Here is an 18,728-nt window from a genome sequence, read left to right as displayed (position 1 = left end):
GACTTTGACCTATATCTTTGGCCTTGCGACAAATTCGTGACAATTATCATTATTGAATGTGTAAATCAATCGTGTCGATTATAATACTTATGAGGTGTTTGAAATGTTAATAGATAAAGCAACGACATTTATCCAAACGATGTATTCTGAATTAAATTATACGCAAGATGAAATTGATAAGAGACTTAAAGACATTAATCAAGAGATTGAAAAAACTGGTACCTACACACATACATTAGAAGAATTAACTTATGGTACTAAAATGGCTTGGAGACATTCAAATCGCTGTATCGGTAGATTTTTTTGGGAGTCACTCAATGTCAAAGATGCTAGAGATGTAAATAATGAAGCACATTTTTTAGAAGCTATTGAAGACCATATTATCAAGGGAACTAACGATGGAAAGATCAAACCTTATATAACGATTTTCAGTCCTGACGAACCTCCTAAGATTTACAATAATCAATTAATACGTTATGCAGGTTATGATAATTATGGCGACCCATCTGAACGTGATGTAACACGATTAGCACAACATTTAGGATGGCAAGGAAAAGGTTGCGACTTCGACGTGTTACCCCTTATTTATCAAATCAATGATGGTCCAATTAAATATTATGAATATCCTAAATCCATCATTAAAGAAGTTTCAATCGAGCATGAACGTTATCCTAAATTGAAAGATTTAAATTTAAAATGGTATGCAGTACCTATTATTTCGAATATGGACTTACAAATTGGTGGCATTACCTATCCTACTGCCCCATTTAATGGTTGGTATATGGTTACTGAAATCGCAGTAAGGAATTTTACTGATAGTTATCGTTATGATTTATTAGAAAAGGTTGCAGAAGCGTTCGAGTTTGATACACTTAAAAATAATTCTTTTAATAAGGATAGAGCACTTATCGAACTTAATTACGCAGTTTATCATTCATTCAAATCACAGGGTGTGTCCATTGTGGATCATTTGACAGCTTCTAAACAATTTGAAATGTTTGAAAAGAACGAAGCAAAGCATCAGAGAGAAGTAACAGGTAAATGGTCATGGTTAGCACCACCTATTTCCCCGACACTAACTAATAATTATCATCATGGTTATAATAATACGATGCGTGATCCAAACTTTTTCTATAAACAATCAAGTGAGACAAAGTGCCCTTTCCATTAAAACATCATTAGAGGTGAAGGCATGCAAATATATTATTTAGGTCCAAAAGGTACATTTTCCTATTTAGCTTCTAAGAAGTTTGTTAATCAAAAGCGAATACAACATTATGACTTTGTACCAAAAGCTAATTTATATGAAGTAATCAAATATGTTTCTCAAGATAACGCATCAATAGGAATTGTACCAATTGAAAATTCAATTGAAGGAACAATTAATATCGTTGCTGATTCACTTGCACAACAAAATGTATATGCGCATGGCGAATTACATTTAGATATAGATTTTGCTTTATATGGTAAAGCCGGTAGTCAAATAAGTGATATCAAGAAAGTTTATTCGATAGCTCCAGCCATTAGTCAAACCTCAAATTATATTATGAAACATCAATTTGACTATGATTATGTTGATAGTACTGTTAAAGGATTTGATATGATTAATAACCATACTGGGGCTATCGCTCCACTAGCTAACGAGAATGATTATGATTTTGAAATTTTAGATACACATATCCAAGATTTTGCTCATAATGCGACACGATTTTTAATCATTAAAAACCATGCTAATTTCGATAGTAATACGAATACGTCAATGTTTTTAATCACACCAAAATACGATAAACCTGGCCTTTTAGCGAGTATTTTAAATACTTTCGCTTTATTTAATATCAATTTATCATGGATTGAATCACGGCCTCTTAAGACTAAGCTAGGCCAATATCACTTTTTTGTTCAAGCAGATGCACCTGTATCACAAGATATCGAAAAAGTGATGACTATCCTCAATACACTTGATTTTCAAACCAAACTTGTTGGTTCATTTTATAAATAAGATAATAAAGAACGCTTCTCCCATACTTTAAGAACTAGGGAAAAGCGTTTTTTGTATTATTTTATGTTTTCTACATTCTTTTTTTCTATAGATACTAAATGATCGTCTTGATTTAATGTTAAATCATCGATATCTTCGAGATGTATTTTTTGAGATTTATCATTAAATGTATTGCCTGCAATAAATATTTGCGTATGTTTTACATTATTATAACTTCTAATGTGTATAGCATCCTTTTCCATTTTTCCAATAAATTCGTTGCCAATCACATTAAAATTAGAACCTGCTTGTGCCCCCATGTCTTTTCCAGTATAAGGATCCGCTGCGTTTTTGCCATCTTTGACACCTAAAAAGCGTATGCCCCCTACACAATTTATAAACCTGTTTTTAGATATAAATGTATTTTGAGATTTTAGCGGCGTTAATGCATATTCTTGAATTTGATCAAACACATTGTCTCTGATATGAATATTTTCATAATAGCGATGATATCTACTTGCATGTGACCCGATTGCCCTATTCCAAGGTTTCATTTTTGGGTCATCTGAAGGTCCAAAATAACAATTTTCTATAATGGCATTTTTAGTTATTGTCCCATCGGTTGTACCAAATTTTGGAAAAGCTCCAGGCACTTGGATATCCAATTGAATCGCTTCAGAAAAGAATCTATCACCATCAATGTCTAAGAAACCTTCAAAAGAACAATTCGCTATCCTTAATCCATTTAAACCACATGCATCAATGGCATGCCCACCTACAATGTTTTTAAAAGTTACACCAATAAATTGAATGTCTTCTGCATGTCCCATACATATAGCTGTATTGTTATATGGAAAATTAGAGCCATTCATATCAAATGTGCCACCCTTAATATGTATGTGACTATTTCCTGAGTAACCATGATAGAAAATATATGGCTTCCCATTCTTTAATAGTGCATCTTTGCTGTATCTCAATAATACTGTTTCATCATCTAAAAGTAGTGTTGTAGAGCCATAAATCACTAACGCTTTGCCAATATGATAAGTCCCCTTTGGAATATACACAGTATGTTCACCATTTTTTGCTCTATTCAATGCTTTTTGAATTGCTTTAGTATCTTTTACTTTATTATGACCTTCTGCACCAAAATCCTTCACATTTATGAACATCTAATATCTCCTTCGTTTCATATTTAATTGTAGTCCTCTTGATAAATATATATACTATGATTAATCTTACAAAACATTTTTTAAGCAATTAGATGAAATTTTTAATTAACTTAATAAAATTGAATGACATGAGTAAAGACAATGATTATTTTTATTTTGGGAAGGATGTTATTAAATGGAGAAAAAAGCTTTAATTGTAGTAGATTACTCAGTAGACTTTATTGCAACTGACGGAAAGTTAACTTGCGGTGAACCTGGACAAAAATTAGAAACATTTATTACAAATCGCATTCATCACTATATTAAAAATAATGAAGATATTTTCTTTATGATGGATTTACATTATGAAAATGATAATTATCACCCAGAATCTAAACTATTTCCACCACATAATATCGAAGGTACTCCAGGACGACAACTCTATGGTGAAGTTGGAAAAATTTATGAAACGAATAAACACCAAAGTAATATTCATTCCTTGGATAAAACTCGTTATGATTCATTTTATGGTACACCTTTAGATAGTTTATTACGCGAAAGAACCATTACCACAGTAGAAATCGTTGGTGTTTGCACTGACATATGCGTATTACACACCGCTATTTCCGCATACAATTTAGGTTATAAGATTCGTATACCAAAGAATGGCGTCGCTTCCTTTAATTCATCTGGTCATGAATGGGCATTAAATCATTTTCAAAACTCATTGGGCGCAGAGGTAGAAGAATAAGCTATAGTCATGCTAAAATAACTATATAATATCAATAAAATAACTAATGAATAAGGGAGACATATATCCATGGCAAACACTTACATTTTTGGACACAAAAACCCAGATACTGACGCAATATCTTCAGCAATCATCATGGCTGACTTTGAACAATTAACAGGAAATGCAGGCGCGAAAGCTTATCGCCTAGGTGAAGTTGGAGCTGAAACTCAATATGCATTAGATCACTTCAATGTAGATGCACCAGCGTTATTAGAAGATAATTTAGACGGTCAAGATGTTATTTTAGTTGACCATAACGAATTCCAACAAAGTGCTGATACAATTGCTGATGCTACAATTAAGCACGTTGTAGATCATCACAGAATAGCAAACTTTGAAACAGCTAGCCCTCTTTATTACAGAGCCGAGCCAGTAGGTTGTACAGCCACAATTCTTTACAAAATGTACAAAGAACGTGGATTTGAAATTAAACCTGAAATTGCAGGACTTATGATTTCTGCAATTATTTCAGATAGTTTATTATTTAAATCTCCTACTTGCACTGATGAAGATGTCAATGCAGCTAAAGCTTTAAAAGATATCGCAGATGTCGACTTAGATGCATATGGTTTAGATATGCTTAAAGCAGGTGCTTCTACTACTGATAAATCTGCTGATGTATTATTAGATATGGATGCTAAATCATTTACTATGGGAGATTACGTAACACGTATTGCTCAAATTAACACAGTTGATATTGATGAAGTATTAGATCGTAAAGAAGAATTAGAAAAATCTATGCTAGAAGCAAGTGCTGAAGAAAAATATGATTTATTCGTTTTAGTTGTAACTGATATCATCAATAGCGATTCTAAAATTTTAGTTGTAGGTGCTGAAAAAGATAAAGTTGGCGAAGCATTCAACGTTAAATTAGAAGACGATATGGCATTCTTAACAGGTGTTGTATCTCGTAAAAAACAAGTTGTGCCTCAAATTACTGAAGCATTAACTAAATAATTTTTATTAGTAATATAGAAATAATTTTGACTTTACCAAACCTGGGACATTATGTGATGTCTCAGGTTAGTTTTTTATATTAGACTTAATTATTTTTGTGAGAATCGGGTATAGATATGTTAAGCATTTTTACTTGAGGATATTCTTAACTCAAATCTAACTTAAGGAGGCTCAACTTTTGAATTCAATAGATCAACTATTTGAAAATAGCAAAGCATTTTTCAAAACACACCAAACAAAAGATATTAAATTTAGAAAGCAACAATTAAAGTTGTTAAGCAAGAGTATTAAACATCACGAAAATGAGATACTTGAAGCTTTACAAAAAGATTTAGGTAAAAGTAATGTTGAAGCATATGCTACTGAAATTGGTATTTTGTTAAAAAGCATTAAATTAGCCCGTAAAGAGCTTAAAAATTGGTCTAAAACAAAACAGGTAGATACACCACTTTATCTTTTCCCTACTAAAAGTTATATCAAGAAAGATCCATATGGTACTGTACTTATTATCGGTCCCTTTAATTATCCAGTGCAATTAACATTTGAACCGTTAATCGGTGCGATTGCAGCTGGTAACACAGCGATTATTAAACCATCAGAACTAACACCTCATGTATCTTCAGTCATACGTAAAATTGTTGAAGATGTTTATAAACCTGACTATATTGCTGTGGTTGAAGGTGGTATTGAAGAAACAGATCGCCTCATCCACTTACCGTTCGATTATATGTTCTTCACTGGAAGCGACAAAGTAGGTAAAATTGTTTATCAAGCTGCAAGCGAAAATCTCGTTCCTGTGACACTTGAATTAGGCGGTAAATCTCCTGTTATTATCGATGAGACAGCTAACTTAAAAGTAGCTAGTGAGAGAATTGCTTTTGGTAAATTTACAAACGCAGGTCAAACTTGTGTTGCTCCAGATTATATTTTAGTAGACCGAAAAGTAAAAGATGATTTTATCAAAGCATTAAAACAAACCCTAAATGAATTTTATGGTAAGACCATTCAATCTAGTCCTGACTATGGAAGAATTGTAAATCATAAGCATTTTAATCGCTTGAATGATTTACTACAAGATCATAAAAGCAATATCATTTTTGGTGGTCATAGTGATGAATCCGATTTATTCATCGAACCCACTATCCTTGATAATATACAAACTTCAGATTTAGTTATGCAAGAAGAAATCTTTGGTCCATTATTACCAATCATTAGTTATGATCAATTTGATGAAGCTTTCGAGATAATCCAGTCTCGTCCTAAACCTTTAAGCCTTTATTTATTTAGTGAAGATGAAAATTCAACACATCGTGTGCTTAATGAACTTGCCTTTGGTGGCGGTGCAATTAACGATACATTGATGCACTTAGCGAACCCCAATTTACCTTTTGGCGGCGTAGGTCTCTCAGGCATCGGTAACTATCACGGCAAATACTCATTCGATACATTTTCACATGATAAATCATATACTTTTAAATCAACGCGTTTAGAGTCGAGCTTATTTTTCCCACCTTATAAAGGTAAATTTAAGTATATTAAAGCATTTTTCAAAAATTAAAAAATAAAGATCCCTAAAGCGATATCACTTTAGGGATCTATTTTTTAGAACATGACACAAACACCTTCTGGTGCCTGGGTTGATTGATCTTTTAACTTTAATGTACCTTTTTCTTTATCTCTTTCAAATACCGTTAATTTAGAATGGCCCTCTTGATGGGCGCAAACTAAGTAATCATCTGATTCTGTGATATTAAAATCTCGTGGGAATTCGTCACCACTTTTGACAATATCAACTAATTCAAGTTTAGCTCCATTTTCTAACACTTTGTAAATTGCAATGCTATCGTGACCACGGTTACTTACATATAAAAACTGTTGGTCACGAGATAAATGTACTGCTGCAAGTTTAGTTGCACCATCAAAATGTTCTGGAATTGTTAAATGACGTTCTAATTCATCGAAACGACCATCTTCATATTTAGTTACGCTTACAATATTTGATAATTCATGTACGACATATGCATATTTTCCATTGTTATGAAATGCAATATGACGCGTACCATCAGCTGCATTAAATTCTGAAACTGCGTGTTCTTTCAAACCATTTTCACTAAATGTATATGACACAAGTCGATCTGTACCTAAATCAGCTGCTACTACATAATGACCATCTGGTGTCTCGTTTAAAAAATGCACATGCGGATGTTCTTGCCTTTCATGTGGTCCAAGTGGATAGTCATGTGCTAGCTCCTGAATCAATTTCTCAATTTCACCAGTAGTCGGATTTAATTTATAAATTCGAGCTAATCCAGCACCATAAACTGCTTCAAATAGAAACTCACCATTTGTCGACACTTGAACATAACATCCTGTGCCGTTTTGAGAAGCCAAACATTTATTGATTAATGTTAATTCACCATATTCTGCTATTTTAAAACTTGCGACACCACAATTGTCCCCTTCTTTTGTAATAGCATATAGAAAATGATTATTTCTTGTTACATATGTTGATGCTTCTAGTTGGTAACCGGTCGCCACTTCAACTATTTGTCCCTTTTGTTCATCTAAATCAAATTGATAAATTCCTTGTCCATTCTTCTTTGTATACGAACCAATATAACCTTTAGTCATTTATTCAACGCCTCCTTATCACTTACCTCTATTCTATTAAATTTATATATATAAAGACAAACGTTTGAGTATGATTTTAGTCATAAAACTCTATGCTTAAATTTTTATTTATTGATAACCACAAATAATTCTATCGAAAAACCACTTGCAAAATAGAACATATGTTCGTATAATAAATGTATAAATATTGAGGTGATTGAAAGATGATTAAGGGTTTAAATAATAATCAGTTGGACTATCGAAATATTCCGCGCAATCAATTGAATAGAAATATTCCAAAAGGACGTGGCATGGTTAAATGGGCGCCATTTGCTACCTTACCTGAACAATTTGAAACGATTCATCAATATATCATCGATCAAAATAAGGTTGATCGTCCTGTACTTTCTGACGATCAATTATCTGAGTTGAATTTTCGTTTACATCAGTCCTTGCAGTTAAACCAGCCAGTAGTTGTACATTATTATGATGATGGATACTTTAAATCTATCGAACTTAATATTGAACGTATTGATGCCATAACTTTTGAAGTTGAAGGATATCCATCTCATTCTTCTGATAAATTCAAACTTTCTTTATTAGACATTGTGCGTATTTCCCCTACTTAATTCCTTTTCAAGCAAATAAAAAAGCCACTGATGACGATTTCATCAGTGACGCTTTCATTAATTTAAACTTCAAATTAATTATTATTTTCGATATCTGAAACGATTTCTTTAGTTTTTCTTTCGATATCTTCAAAGTCTTTTTTGAAAATATAAGCAAATGCAACTACACCTACACCTACAACAACTGTAGTGATAGCTACTAAACTAAATACAAATTTAAATAAACCTTTAATAAAGTTCCACATTAAAATTCACCTCTATATTTTATATGCATATCTACAATACATTATGATAGCATATTTATCGTTATCAATAAATACATACCCTTTTTACTATCTTTATAAGCTCACTTTATAAAAATTTTTATGATAAGATGTAACTATAAAAAGACGACTGATTTATTCATCAGTCGTCTTAGCAAAAATTATAATTATTTATTCCACCAAGCAGAAATCGCATGTTTTACATTTTCATATGCATTACTCATGATATCACCCCAAATAAATGATTTCTCAATGCTATCAGTAACTAATTACAATTTTATTATATATATAATTACATAAAATAACAATTAATGTAACATTAACTTTATATTACAAAGTGTAAATTTTTCTTAAGGAGTTCTTTCAAATGCAAAACGTTAAATCTGAAATTATGACCTGTAGAGGTTCACATTATGACTTAGGCGTACAAACTGCAAATTGGTTAAAACAAACTGACCTCTTAAAAAATAGAGAAAAAGAATGGAAAAAGCGAATTCCTAGATTTGATATAGATGTTAACGAAACACATACTATTTTTCAAACGTATGCTCCTAAAATTTGGGAAGAACTCATGGGTATGCAAGATGTATTAAAGTTACCAACTCGTCAAATGATTTTAAACTTCGCACATTATCGATTTACTGATTTAAAAGAAAGTGGTTGTACCGTATTTAACGGAACGGATTATTTAGTAAGAAATTATGATTACCATCCTGCTACTTATGATGGCAGATATTTATTATACCAACCTAATGATGGCGGATTAGCACAAATTGGCCCAACATCAAGAGTCACTGGACGAATGGACGGTATGAATGAAGCTGGTTTAGTAATGGCATATAATTTTATGCATCGTAAAAAGCCAGCAAATGGATTCGTTTGTTATATGGTTGGAAGATTAATATTAGAACTCTGTAATAATGTTGAAGAAGCGATTCAACTGTTAAAAGAGATACCGCACCGTAGTTCATTTAGTTATATTTTAATGGATCAATCTTTAAATCATGCCATCGTAGAAATTACACCACGAGATATCAATGTCAGATATGATACTATTTGTACAAATCATTTTGAATTACTGACGCATGAAAATAGAAATTATACTAAAGAGTCCAAAGAACGATTAGCACGTGTCATTAATCAAACCCATACACAACTTGATAAACATCAAGCATTCAAATTATTTAACGATCCGCAATATGACATATATAGTAAACTTTTCAATAGTTGGTCTGGTACTATTCATACATCGATGTACGAACCACAATCACTTACAGCATGGATGACTTTAGGTGAGAATCAAACACCTTCAAGTATAGATTTTAATGCTTGGCTTAAGGGCGAAGAGCTCACACAACGTTCATTTGAAGGCGTTATCGATACGGATTTAACTTTTGCCACACATTAAAAAAGTACAAAACGAGAACAATTAGACCTGTCTCGTTTTGTACTTTATCTTCTTTTATTTTATGACTATATCTCCATCAACAGTATAAAATTCAAGTATATTGTCACTCTTTCCTACTTTACTTTCATGAAAATATTTATTCTCAATTATAGACTTTCCTTTACCTGGTTGTAATTTCAACAAAGTATTTTCAGGTTTATCTTTATAAGTGTAATGAATATCACCTTTTTTAGTTGAAGCCTTGATATCATTTCTAGGTGACATTTTATTGAAACTAATATTACCATTTCCTAACAAGAAAATAGAATTACTAATATCACTTTTGTTCACAACAATAAAGCCTTTCTCTAAGTTAAAATTGGCATTTTTAAGAATTGAATTATTAATATTAAAATGTGTGGCATTAGACTTAACATCTGAATTTTCTACGTTAACACTATTTAAAATTATTGGATTACTAGAGTTTATCAAGTTCATATTTTTAGAATTGATATTTTTTATATAATAACTACTGTTTTGAGAATATCCTTTAAGTTCACTTAATTTTTTATTTGGCACCTCAATAACAATCTGATTGTCATCTTTTCTAAACGGATTCAAATTAATAGCATATCCTCTATCAACATTTTTCACTTCTGAAATTTTCAGTGTCTTATTCTTTTTATATAAGTTTACTTTATTATCCCCATTATATTTCACTTTAAATTTGGGTCCTCTAATCACTTTAACATTAGCATATTCCGTGTTTATTGATATATTTTTAAAATTAGATTTAGGATATGATTTATTAATTTTCGTTTCTTCATAATTCTGTTTTTCAAAGGTAAACCAGCAAACTGTAGCACCTATAAAGAAAACAAGAAAAATGATAAGACCTGAAAACATTATCTTTCTCATCTTTGAACGCTTCCTTTAACTGTTTTAATATACCATCTTAAATATTTTAGAATGAGTCTATATATCGTTTCTAATACTTTAAATGTTATAACAATCAACATTAATCCGAGACCTGTGTATGCTATTGAAAAAAGAATATTACTCACTGAATCATGTATCCCTTTATAGAAAGACGATAAGACTAAAATTAAAGGAGCACAAATTAATAGCACGGAAACAATAAACAAAATAACGAATATCAAACATATGAAGAACACTGGAATTAAAACTAAAAATACTGATAGCAAACCTAAGCTTAATGAAGCAGTAACAGCTCTTAACGTATTATGAAATGTCGGTTTATATTCAGCATATTCAATCGCGCTATGCGCTTTTACCTGTTTTGCTATATCATTAGGCTCTTTTAACTCTTTAACTATTTCCGCTTCAGATTTACCTTTCAGTTCTTCTTCATAAAAGTAATGTTCATAATCATACATTTTTTTATCTTTTTCTTTTCTAGGTAGTTCGTCTAACGAGACTTCTAGTTCATTCAAAAATGTAATTTTATCCATAGTATTGTCACTCTCTCTATCTATTTTTCTATTAGTTGCAATACTAATGTTCAACTATTTAGTTACTTACTAAAGAATTCAATACGCTTTACTATATCATCTTTATATAAAATATTTAATTTCATATGATGTTCACGATCTCGATAAGTCATTGATTGATAGTTCTTACCTATTTTATTTTTTTGATAATTACTACCTAAATTGTTAATTACTTCATCAATATGACTACCAATTCTAACACCAAAATTTGTATCTATCTCTTTATCTTTAACAAGTACGATGCCTTTAACAACGTGTTTCTTTTTATGTACTTTAACTGTTAAATCATCATGCTTTTTATGATTATAAAATGTGTACCGATCTACTTTAATATTTTTATTTACATTAAATTCCTTTTTGTGAAATTGTTCATTTAAATGTATCCCATTTATTGATGCACTTGATAAATCAACAGTTTTTATATTTTTATAAAATGAAAGACCTATCAGAAGTATAATGGCTAATATTAAGAATAGCGTACTAATTATCCATCGATTCTGTATGCGCAAAGACGTTCACCACTTTCAACTTATTATAATAAATATAGCATAAGCCGTATTTACTTTCATCTCACGGTAGGTATTTACTAAAATGAGAGAATTTTTAAAATATTTTAATTTATTTACATTATGAAAATTGGTATAATATATAAAATGATTAAAGGAGGTTTTTTCGATGACCAATTTAGAAACATATTTTAAAAACAGTCAAGACATCGGACCTTATATTGAACAGATGCAAGACAATAAAGACAATCTCGTTTCAATTTATGATTCCTTTAAGTTACCCGAAGATGATGAAAGATTAGAGAAATTAAAATCATCTAACTATTCTAAAGTATTGGTAATTACTGAAGATTGGTGTGGTGATGCCATGATGAATCTTCCTATTCTTAAACATATTTCTGAAGCCCTCGAATTAGAAGTCAAGGTGTTCCACAGAGATGATGATACACATCTTATAGACCAATATTTAACAAATGGAAAATCACGTTCAATCCCTATTTTTGTATTCTTAAATGATAATTATGAACAGGAAACAGTTTGGGGTCCACGTGCTAAAGAAGTTCAATCATTTGTTACGAATTTACGTGAAGATACTTTACCAAGTAAAGATCATCCAGATTATGACGATAAAGTTAAAGAAACACATTTAATTATTTCAAATCGATATAAAACAGATTCCACATTCTGGAAAGCAGTTTACAACTCAATTATTGATCAAATGCTTTATAAATAATTCCTATATATAACGAAGCTATTTCAGTAAGGTAGCTTCGTTTTCTTTTGGAATCTCCCGTTTAAATAACTTATTCTCTCGCAAATTAAAACATTAAAAACCGGGGCAATAAAACCCCGGTAATCACTTTTTCTAAATATCCCTTTTAGCAGCATATAATACATTAACAATAAATAGCACTACGATGGATGCTATAGAAATAAACCATTGCCAATGTGTAAATGAAACATCAGACTCAGTCATTTTTTGAGTTAAATACGTGAATGGAATGTACTTAAATGACTTATGAATGTCATCACCGATGTTTGGAATTAAACCTACAAGTGGTTGGATAAATGGCACGATTAATAATAAGAAAATGCCTAACGTAAAGATAACAGCTGGTTTTTCAACTGCTAATGTAATTAAGAATAAAAATAATCCAAAGAAAAGGAAAAAGATAAGATAGAACCAAATGTTAGTTAAAAAGTTATCTCCATCAATACTTTTACCTTTTGTTGTAGCTTCAATTACAATTATCACTATATATTGAACGAGTGTAAATAAAAATGAAATTAAAATCATCGAAATCGTTTTAGCAACAATATAACCAATTCTACTACTCATCTTATTCATATATAATTGAATCGTACCTTGTGAGTAATCTCGTGTAATTGTTTTGATAATAAATAATAAACCTGCAAATAAGAATAACCAATTGGCCATGATAAATACCATTGTATAGTCCACTTTGTGTCCAGGACTATAATTTGCCATCATTACGGCTTGAAAGACAGTTAAGCCAATGACAAGTATAAACGCGATGTATGTGAGCGGACTTTTAAAAATACTTATTAAATCATGTTTTACTAATTGTAAAGATCTCATTATTTATCACCTCTTTGATTAATATTAAAGTAAGTATCACGTAATGAACTTTTACGTGTTTCAATATATTTAGGATAAATATTGAGTTGAGCTAACGCTTTTAGCACATCTTTATAATTGTTTTGTGCTTTAATGATGATTTCTCCATTTTCTTTATTAGACTGTTGAACATGGAATTTTTCTGTCAACATTTCTAATGCATTTTGATAGTCTTCTGTATCGATTGAAATTATCGTACTATCTTTTGGTCCACCATCTTTCATATTGACATCTTGTACAAATGTACCATCTCTTAAGAATACAGCTCTATCACAAATGAGTTCAATATCCTCTAATTTATGACTAGAAATCAATATCTTCATTTCTAACTGTTTAACCAATGATTGAATCGTCTTCAATACATCAATTGAACCATCTGGATCCATACCATTTGTTGGTTCGTCTAAAATTAAGTATTTAGGTTTATTCATTAATGAAACTGCTATAGCTAATTTTTGTTTCATACCCATTGAATATTTTTTCACTTTTTTCTTGATATAAGGTCTCATACCAAATGCGTCAATAATGTGATCTGCATATTCTTTGTCGAATCCTTTACCTAATACTTGTGCAAATAATTTTAAATTATATAATCCTGTTTTATTATCATATAGTTTAGGGTGCTCGATTAAATAACCGACATTTTCATTATTTGGTAAATTAACTTTCCCCTCATAATTGATAATATTCCCATTCATTACTTTCATTAGCGTTGTTTTACCTACACCATTTTTACCGATTAATCCTACGATTTGACTGTTTCCAAAATCAAAATCTATATGATCTATAACTGTATTTTGGCCATATTTTTTTGTTATTTGTTCTAACTTCATCGTAGACCTCCTTTAAAGTGTATATTTCTTAATTTTATTTAGTTGTAAAACGTAATTAATGATTAAAACTATAATACTTAATAGAACAAATCCATAATTTAAAAAATAAGAGTAAAATTGTGGAATTTGACTATGATTTAAAAATATATAATTAATTAAAATCAAAGTGACGGATAATAGAAACGGTAATGCGAACATAATTAAAATGATATAAGCAATATATGATACTCTCTCAGTTTTATATTCTGTGCTTTTTCTAAAAGCGATTGGTATAGATAAGAAGTTCGCTACAATATAGGCATATGTAGTTGAGAAATATATTGCATTAGTTTGAATAGAATCTGATTCATAGCCATATAATGTAATCACAACTGCACCAAATAAAGTAAAAAAGATACATGTTAAATAGTTAGCGTTTAACATATCTTTCTTAGAAACTGGTAAACTTCCGAAAAATAAGTTTGCCCGATTCCCACCTAATCGTCGATGAAATCTAAACAAATGACCTGCATCGAGAATAGAAATAACCATTAAAATTAATCCAAGTGGTATTGCCATAATAGAATTCATGAGCGGATTAGGTTTCATTAAGAAACTATATATTGGATAAAATCCAATCAAAACTATATACAAAATGAGCGTCCAATATCTTAATTTAATATTTCTAATTAACAAGTGCTTCATTTCTTATCCTCACTTTCTAAAGTAAGGGGTTTCGATGATTTACTTTTATATTTTTCTAAATAAATCATTAATTCTTCAATACTAGGATTTTGAACTTCAATATCGTTTCCGAATATTTCTTTAAATGTTTGTGCATGTTGTGTTAAAGCTGTATATCCAGTTTGCCTAGTTTCTCTGTAGATTAATAATTCTTCCAGTTCTTCATCTAAATCATTATGATTACCTTTAATAATTTGAAATTTGCTCATTAACGATTCAATTGAATCATTTAATATAATTTCACCGTCGCTGATATATACTAAATAATCAGCAATCTTTTCCAAATCTGAAATAATATGTGTTGAAATGAAAATCGTCTTATCTTCATCAATTAGTTCTTGTTGAATAATTTCTAATACTTCATTTCTTACAATTGGGTCCAAACCTGAAGTAGGCTCATCCAAAATAAATAACTCAGCATGATGACTAAATGCAATAGCCAGTGACAGTTTCATTTTCATGCCAGTAGAAAATTGATTGATTTTCTGATTATATGGTAAATCAAATCTACTTAAATAATTATTAAACAAATGACTATCCCAATCTTTATAAAAAGGTGAAATGATATTTTCTAACTTTTTAATAGTCCATTTTTCGTTGAAGTATGTTTCTGAATAAACAAATCCTATTTTATTTTTTATCTTAATAGGATTCGTTAACATACTGTCACCTAAAATTGAAATGGTTCCACCATCGTATTGTAATAAATCCATTATTAATCGTATGACTGTCGTTTTCCCTGCACCATTTGCACCAATAAACCCTGTTACAAATCCTTGAGGCACATTGAATGATACGTCCTTTAATTTAAATTTCTGACTAGAATAATTAACATGGTTCAATTCAATAGCATTCATTATTCTTCCTCCTCATAAATTAAAGAAAGAATTTCTTGCAGTTCTTCTAAAGACATTCCAATTGTCTTTGCTTCTTTCGTCATTGATTTTGCTAAATTTTCAATCACAAAGAACTGTTTTTCCTTTAGAATTGAATTATCCTGTTCTTTAACAAACGTTCCCTTACCTCTAATCGTAGTAACAAAACCATCTTTTTCCAAATCTTCATATGCACGCTTGGTCGTAATTAAACTAACTTGTAAGTCCTTTGCTAGTTCACGCATAGATGGTAAATGTTCTCCTGCAGAAACGTATCCTTTCAAAATGTTCTCTTTAATTTGTTGTTTAATTTGTTCATAAATGGGATATTCACTGGTGTTCTTCAAAATAATTTTCATTGATGTCCCCCTTTTCTTCTGTATATACTAAATATACACACTATACACAAATTTGTAAAGTGTATATAACAATTCTCCTTATATATAGCAATACAATATCAAATTATGTATAAACAATATATACAGATAAAAAACAGCATGTAAACTACACACTGTTTTCCAACAATTTATTTCTAAATTGATTACTTTTTATGATTATGTTTTCGTCGATCATTATTTCTACTTATAAATGCGCATATCATGAACATAATAGCAGCAAGTAATAATTTTATTCCAGACGATTCATTTCCTGTAGCTTGCAAATAATAACCTATAATGAATAATATGATTGCTAACACTACAAATATTTTAGTCATATGCTTCATTGTATTCACCTCATTATTCCAAATTATATCAAACTATCAGTTTTTCCTAAAATCTATTCAAATGTTATATTGATTGCGATATATTTATCGCGATGTTACTATATTATTGTATCCACAAATTATACTACACAACCCCAAGTCTGGTACCAGCAGGCTTGGGGTATTTTGTGTATGGTCATCTATTTATCTTTCCAATTGATTTCTAACCAAATTCGAAAGATAACAAGTAGGCCACCTGTTAATAAAGTTATAATTCCATCTTGCCACCACGTCATTATACTACACCTCCCAAATGCAAAGTGTCATAAATGTCGATGACCTATACTTATCTTAACATAAAATAGAACGTAGGTTCGTATATTTTGCCGAATAATTATTATTAGTTAATTCTTTAATAACAATACTTTATCTTTGGACAATTTCAAGATACTATAAAGGTAATGACTTTAATTTAAAAAAGAGAGGTTATTCAATATGAACCCATTAGCCCAAAGTTTAAATGAACAACTAAAACAATCAAATCCTGAAATCTTTTCTATGCTTTCAGATTTAGGGCAAAATATGTTTTATCCAAAAGGTATACTTTCTCAATCTGCTGAAGCTAAGAGCACTAAGTATAATGCAACAATTGGTATGGCAACCAATGACAAAGGTAAAATGTATGCCAATGCTCTAAATCAAATGTTTAATGAACTTTCACCAGATGAAATCTTTCCATATGCGCCACCTCAAGGGATTGAAGAATTGCGCGATTTATGGCAGGAAAAAATGTTAAAAGATAATCCTGATTTAACCAAAGAAGTTATGACAAGACCAATTGTAACTAATGCACTTACTCATGGTCTTTCACTTGTAGCTGACCTATTCATCAATTCAGGAGATACAATTTTATTACCAGAACACAACTGGGGAAACTATAAATTAGTATTTAACACACGACACAATGCAAATATTGATACTTATCCAATATTTGATAAAAATGGTCACTATACTACAGAATCTTTAGTTAAATCTTTAGAATCTTATAAAAAAGATAAAGTTGTAATGATCCTTAATTATCCAAATAATCCTACTGGGTATACACCTAATCATGAGGAAGTACAAACAATTGTCAAAGCAATCGAATCATTAGCAGCAAAAGGAACACAAGTTGTAGCAGTTATTGACGATGCTTACTATGGATTATTTTACGAAGATGTCTACACTCAATCTCTTTTCACTGCTCTAACAAATATTGACTCTAAAAATGTACTTCCAGTGAGATTAGATGGGGCAACTAAAGAATTCTTTGCATGGGGATTCCGTGTAGGTTTTATCACATTCGGTGTTGAGGACACATCTACTAAAGATGTTTTAGAAGCAAAAACTAAAGGATTAATACGAAGTAATATTTCAAGCGGTCCACTACCATCTCAAAGTGCAGTTAAACACGTCCTAAAAAATAATGATCAATTTAATAAAGAAATTGAACAAAATATAACTACATTACGAGAACGATATGAAATAACAAAATCAGTCGTATATGCGGAACAATATCAATCTCATTGGCAAGCTTATGATTTTAATTCTGGTTATTTTATGGCAATTAAAGTTAAAGATGTAAATCCTGAAACATTACGTCAACATTTAATCGAGAAATATTCGATTGGAATCATCGCGTTAAATGAAACTGATATAAGAATCGCGTTTAGTTGTGTGGAAAAAGATGATATTCCACATGTTTTTGATTCAATTGCTAAAGCAATTGATGATTTAAGATAATATAACAAAAAGGTTAGACCAACTTAATTTGTGGTCTAACCTTTTTTCAATCTATTTATTTAATGTACTCTAGATAAAAATTAATAAAATAAATCCTATAATTGCTAATGAAAATGGTCCATAAGCTTTTAAGTTATCTTTAATTTTTAACCCTATAAAACCATCTATTAATTGAACTAAAGCCATTAAAAATGTCATAGCAAATAAAAACTGATGATTTATAAAGAATAGTGTTGTGACGCATAATAATGCTATTGAAAAACTTCTAGCAAACGCATAAAGCGCATTTACTTGTTTAGTTTTAATGCATGCATCGATTGCATAAAATAAACTTACTAACGAACTAATACTAGTAAAGATTGCGATAATAAAATACATAATAACTCCT

Annotated in this window: 23 protein-coding genes; 9 read left to right on the top strand and 14 right to left on the bottom strand. The window is 30.4% G+C overall.

The genetic code is table 11. The annotated features are described in order from the left end of the window. The first annotated feature begins 103 nt into the window (after window positions 1-103). Entirely contained in the window at window positions 104-1,171 is a 1,068-nt protein-coding gene (locus LPC11_RS04540; RefSeq protein ID WP_023373163.1) for a nitric oxide synthase oxygenase, read from the top strand. Window positions 1,172-1,192: 21 nt separating this feature from the next. Continuing rightward, entirely contained in the window at window positions 1,193-1,999 is an 807-nt protein-coding gene (locus tag LPC11_RS04535) for a prephenate dehydratase (protein ID WP_023373165.1), read from the top strand. A 56-nt stretch (window positions 2,000-2,055) separates the two neighbouring features. Here LPC11_RS04535 and LPC11_RS04530 read toward each other — a convergent pair whose 3' ends face one another. Beyond that, window positions 2,056-3,150 (bottom strand): glycosyl hydrolase family 28-related protein, encoded by a 1,095-nt coding sequence (locus LPC11_RS04530; protein ID WP_023373167.1) that lies wholly within the window; start codon window positions 3,148-3,150, stop codon window positions 2,056-2,058. 175 nt (window positions 3,151-3,325) lie between these two features. Between LPC11_RS04530 and LPC11_RS04525 the strand changes: the two genes are divergently transcribed. From LPC11_RS04525 to LPC11_RS04515, 3 genes are all read left to right on the top strand, one after another. Continuing rightward, the gene (locus LPC11_RS04525) at window positions 3,326-3,880 is read left to right on the top strand and encodes a cysteine hydrolase family protein (protein ID WP_023373169.1); all 555 of its coding nucleotides are present in this window, start codon (window positions 3,326-3,328) and stop codon (window positions 3,878-3,880) included. A gap of 69 nt (window positions 3,881-3,949) precedes the next feature. Then, entirely contained in the window at window positions 3,950-4,879 is a 930-nt protein-coding gene (locus LPC11_RS04520; protein ID WP_023373171.1) for a manganese-dependent inorganic pyrophosphatase, read from the top strand. Window positions 4,880-5,057: 178 nt separating this feature from the next. Continuing rightward, window positions 5,058-6,437: an aldehyde dehydrogenase gene (locus LPC11_RS04515; RefSeq protein ID WP_023373173.1), complete on the top strand. Its 1,380-nt coding sequence runs from the start codon at window positions 5,058-5,060 to the stop codon at window positions 6,435-6,437. Between the two features lie 44 nt (window positions 6,438-6,481). Here the strand turns inward: LPC11_RS04515 and pglS are convergent, their stop codons facing one another. Further along, on the bottom strand, window positions 6,482-7,510 hold the full coding sequence (gene pglS / locus LPC11_RS04510; RefSeq protein ID WP_023373175.1) for a 6-phosphogluconolactonase: 1,029 nt from the start codon (window positions 7,508-7,510) through the stop codon (window positions 6,482-6,484). 203 nt (window positions 7,511-7,713) lie between these two features. Here pglS and LPC11_RS04505 point away from each other — a divergent pair, with 203 nt between their 5' ends. Continuing rightward, window positions 7,714-8,118: a YolD-like family protein gene (locus LPC11_RS04505; RefSeq protein ID WP_023373177.1), complete on the top strand. Its 405-nt coding sequence runs from the start codon at window positions 7,714-7,716 to the stop codon at window positions 8,116-8,118. 74 nt (window positions 8,119-8,192) lie between these two features. Here the strand turns inward: LPC11_RS04505 and LPC11_RS04500 are convergent, their stop codons facing one another. Next, a complete protein-coding gene (locus LPC11_RS04500; RefSeq protein WP_002466153.1) occupies window positions 8,193-8,363 on the bottom strand; it encodes a hypothetical protein in 171 nt (56 codons plus the stop codon). Between the two features lie 385 nt (window positions 8,364-8,748). On the opposite strand from LPC11_RS04500, the gene LPC11_RS04495 reads away from it, so the two are divergent. Further along, window positions 8,749-9,789 (top strand): C45 family autoproteolytic acyltransferase/hydrolase, encoded by a 1,041-nt coding sequence (locus LPC11_RS04495; protein WP_104681694.1) that lies wholly within the window; start codon window positions 8,749-8,751, stop codon window positions 9,787-9,789. 54 nt (window positions 9,790-9,843) lie between these two features. Here LPC11_RS04495 and LPC11_RS04490 read toward each other — a convergent pair whose 3' ends face one another. The 3 genes from LPC11_RS04490 to LPC11_RS04480 all read right to left on the bottom strand — a co-directional run bounded on the left by LPC11_RS04490 (window position 9,844) and on the right by LPC11_RS04480 (window position 11,788). After that, complete coding sequence (locus tag LPC11_RS04490; RefSeq protein WP_023373181.1) at window positions 9,844-10,686, bottom strand: DUF4097 family beta strand repeat-containing protein; 843 nt, start codon at window positions 10,684-10,686, stop codon at window positions 9,844-9,846. After that, a complete protein-coding gene (locus LPC11_RS04485; RefSeq protein ID WP_023373183.1) occupies window positions 10,683-11,240 on the bottom strand; it encodes an HAAS signaling domain-containing protein in 558 nt (185 codons plus the stop codon). The genes LPC11_RS04490 and LPC11_RS04485 overlap by 4 nt, the downstream gene beginning before the upstream one ends. 62 nt (window positions 11,241-11,302) lie before the next feature. Beyond that, entirely contained in the window at window positions 11,303-11,788 is a 486-nt protein-coding gene (locus tag LPC11_RS04480; protein WP_023373185.1) for a hypothetical protein, read from the bottom strand. 166 nt (window positions 11,789-11,954) lie between these two features. Between LPC11_RS04480 and LPC11_RS04475 the strand changes: the two genes are divergently transcribed. After that, window positions 11,955-12,518, top strand: a complete 564-nt coding sequence (locus LPC11_RS04475) for a thioredoxin family protein (protein WP_023373187.1) — start codon at window positions 11,955-11,957, stop codon at window positions 12,516-12,518. A gap of 132 nt (window positions 12,519-12,650) precedes the next feature. Here the strand turns inward: LPC11_RS04475 and pmtD are convergent, their stop codons facing one another. The 7 genes from pmtD to LPC11_RS04440 all read right to left on the bottom strand — a co-directional run bounded on the left by pmtD (window position 12,651) and on the right by LPC11_RS04440 (window position 16,854). Further along, window positions 12,651-13,385, bottom strand: a complete 735-nt coding sequence (pmtD, locus tag LPC11_RS04470) for a phenol-soluble modulin export ABC transporter permease subunit PmtD (protein ID WP_002466127.1) — start codon at window positions 13,383-13,385, stop codon at window positions 12,651-12,653. Continuing rightward, window positions 13,385-14,257 carry a phenol-soluble modulin export ABC transporter ATP-binding protein PmtC gene (gene pmtC / locus LPC11_RS04465; RefSeq protein WP_023373189.1) on the bottom strand — a complete coding sequence of 291 codons (873 nt, stop codon included), beginning with the start codon at window positions 14,255-14,257 and terminating at the stop codon, window positions 13,385-13,387. The genes pmtD and pmtC overlap by 1 nt, the downstream gene beginning before the upstream one ends. A 12-nt stretch (window positions 14,258-14,269) precedes the next feature. After that, window positions 14,270-14,941: a phenol-soluble modulin export ABC transporter permease subunit PmtB gene (gene pmtB, locus LPC11_RS04460; protein ID WP_023373191.1), complete on the bottom strand. Its 672-nt coding sequence runs from the start codon at window positions 14,939-14,941 to the stop codon at window positions 14,270-14,272. Next, a complete protein-coding gene (pmtA, locus tag LPC11_RS04455; RefSeq protein ID WP_023373192.1) occupies window positions 14,938-15,837 on the bottom strand; it encodes a phenol-soluble modulin export ABC transporter ATP-binding protein PmtA in 900 nt (299 codons plus the stop codon). The genes pmtB and pmtA overlap by 4 nt, the downstream gene beginning before the upstream one ends. Further along, the gene (gene pmtR / locus LPC11_RS04450; protein WP_002466156.1) at window positions 15,837-16,214 is read right to left on the bottom strand and encodes a PSM export ABC transporter transcriptional regulator PmtR; all 378 of its coding nucleotides are present in this window, start codon (window positions 16,212-16,214) and stop codon (window positions 15,837-15,839) included. The genes pmtA and pmtR overlap by 1 nt, the downstream gene beginning before the upstream one ends. Window positions 16,215-16,396: 182 nt before the next feature. Beyond that, on the bottom strand, window positions 16,397-16,579 hold the full coding sequence (locus LPC11_RS04445) for an SE1626 family protein (protein ID WP_023373194.1): 183 nt from the start codon (window positions 16,577-16,579) through the stop codon (window positions 16,397-16,399). A gap of 179 nt (window positions 16,580-16,758) precedes the next feature. After that, window positions 16,759-16,854, bottom strand: a complete 96-nt coding sequence (locus LPC11_RS04440) for a Trp-rich small protein (protein WP_015364845.1) — start codon at window positions 16,852-16,854, stop codon at window positions 16,759-16,761. Window positions 16,855-17,053: 199 nt separating this feature from the next. Between LPC11_RS04440 and LPC11_RS04435 the strand changes: the two genes are divergently transcribed. Then, window positions 17,054-18,340 carry an aminotransferase class I/II-fold pyridoxal phosphate-dependent enzyme gene (locus LPC11_RS04435; RefSeq protein WP_023373196.1) on the top strand — a complete coding sequence of 429 codons (1,287 nt, stop codon included), beginning with the start codon at window positions 17,054-17,056 and terminating at the stop codon, window positions 18,338-18,340. Window positions 18,341-18,409: 69 nt separating this feature from the next. On the opposite strand, the gene LPC11_RS04430 is transcribed toward LPC11_RS04435, so the two are convergent. Next, entirely contained in the window at window positions 18,410-18,718 is a 309-nt protein-coding gene (locus LPC11_RS04430; protein WP_023373198.1) for a hypothetical protein, read from the bottom strand. Between the last annotated feature and the right edge of the window lie 10 nt (window positions 18,719-18,728).

It is taken from the genome of Staphylococcus sp. HL28, from assembly GCF_021117155.1.
In the GTDB taxonomy this organism is placed as follows: domain Bacteria; phylum Bacillota; class Bacilli; order Staphylococcales; family Staphylococcaceae; genus Staphylococcus; species Staphylococcus warneri.
The sequence above is the reverse complement of the archived record's forward strand: the minus strand, read 5'-3'. Positions and strand labels throughout refer to the sequence as shown.

Excerpts from the sequence above, each read along its gene's own strand:
- LPC11_RS04540 (WP_023373163.1), top strand. The coding sequence starts at position 104 with ATGTTAATAGATAAAGCAACGACATTTATCCAAACGATGTATTCTGAA.
- LPC11_RS04535 (WP_023373165.1), top strand. The coding sequence starts at position 1,193 with ATGCAAATATATTATTTAGGTCCAAAAGGTACATTTTCCTATTTAGCT.
- LPC11_RS04530 (WP_023373167.1), bottom strand. The coding sequence starts at position 3,150 with ATGTTCATAAATGTGAAGGATTTTGGTGCAGAAGGTCATAATAAAGTA.
- LPC11_RS04525 (WP_023373169.1), top strand. The coding sequence starts at position 3,326 with ATGGAGAAAAAAGCTTTAATTGTAGTAGATTACTCAGTAGACTTTATT.
- LPC11_RS04520 (WP_023373171.1), top strand. The coding sequence starts at position 3,950 with ATGGCAAACACTTACATTTTTGGACACAAAAACCCAGATACTGACGCA.
- pglS (WP_023373175.1), bottom strand. The coding sequence starts at position 7,510 with ATGACTAAAGGTTATATTGGTTCGTATACAAAGAAGAATGGACAAGGA.
- LPC11_RS04505 (WP_023373177.1), top strand. The coding sequence starts at position 7,714 with ATGATTAAGGGTTTAAATAATAATCAGTTGGACTATCGAAATATTCCG.
- LPC11_RS04500 (WP_002466153.1), bottom strand. The coding sequence starts at position 8,363 with ATGTGGAACTTTATTAAAGGTTTATTTAAATTTGTATTTAGTTTAGTA.
- LPC11_RS04495 (WP_104681694.1), top strand. The coding sequence starts at position 8,749 with ATGCAAAACGTTAAATCTGAAATTATGACCTGTAGAGGTTCACATTAT.
- LPC11_RS04490 (WP_023373181.1), bottom strand. The coding sequence starts at position 10,686 with ATGAGAAAGATAATGTTTTCAGGTCTTATCATTTTTCTTGTTTTCTTT.
- LPC11_RS04485 (WP_023373183.1), bottom strand. The coding sequence starts at position 11,240 with ATGGATAAAATTACATTTTTGAATGAACTAGAAGTCTCGTTAGACGAA.
- LPC11_RS04475 (WP_023373187.1), top strand. The coding sequence starts at position 11,955 with ATGACCAATTTAGAAACATATTTTAAAAACAGTCAAGACATCGGACCT.
- pmtD (WP_002466127.1), bottom strand. The coding sequence starts at position 13,385 with ATGAGATCTTTACAATTAGTAAAACATGATTTAATAAGTATTTTTAAA.
- pmtC (WP_023373189.1), bottom strand. The coding sequence starts at position 14,257 with ATGAAGTTAGAACAAATAACAAAAAAATATGGCCAAAATACAGTTATA.
- pmtB (WP_023373191.1), bottom strand. The coding sequence starts at position 14,941 with ATGAAGCACTTGTTAATTAGAAATATTAAATTAAGATATTGGACGCTC.
- pmtA (WP_023373192.1), bottom strand. The coding sequence starts at position 15,837 with ATGAATGCTATTGAATTGAACCATGTTAATTATTCTAGTCAGAAATTT.
- pmtR (WP_002466156.1), bottom strand. The coding sequence starts at position 16,214 with ATGAAAATTATTTTGAAGAACACCAGTGAATATCCCATTTATGAACAA.
- LPC11_RS04445 (WP_023373194.1), bottom strand. The coding sequence starts at position 16,579 with ATGAAGCATATGACTAAAATATTTGTAGTGTTAGCAATCATATTATTC.
- LPC11_RS04440 (WP_015364845.1), bottom strand. The coding sequence starts at position 16,854 with ATGACGTGGTGGCAAGATGGAATTATAACTTTATTAACAGGTGGCCTA.
- LPC11_RS04435 (WP_023373196.1), top strand. The coding sequence starts at position 17,054 with ATGAACCCATTAGCCCAAAGTTTAAATGAACAACTAAAACAATCAAAT.
- LPC11_RS04430 (WP_023373198.1), bottom strand. The coding sequence starts at position 18,718 with ATGTATTTTATTATCGCAATCTTTACTAGTATTAGTTCGTTAGTAAGT.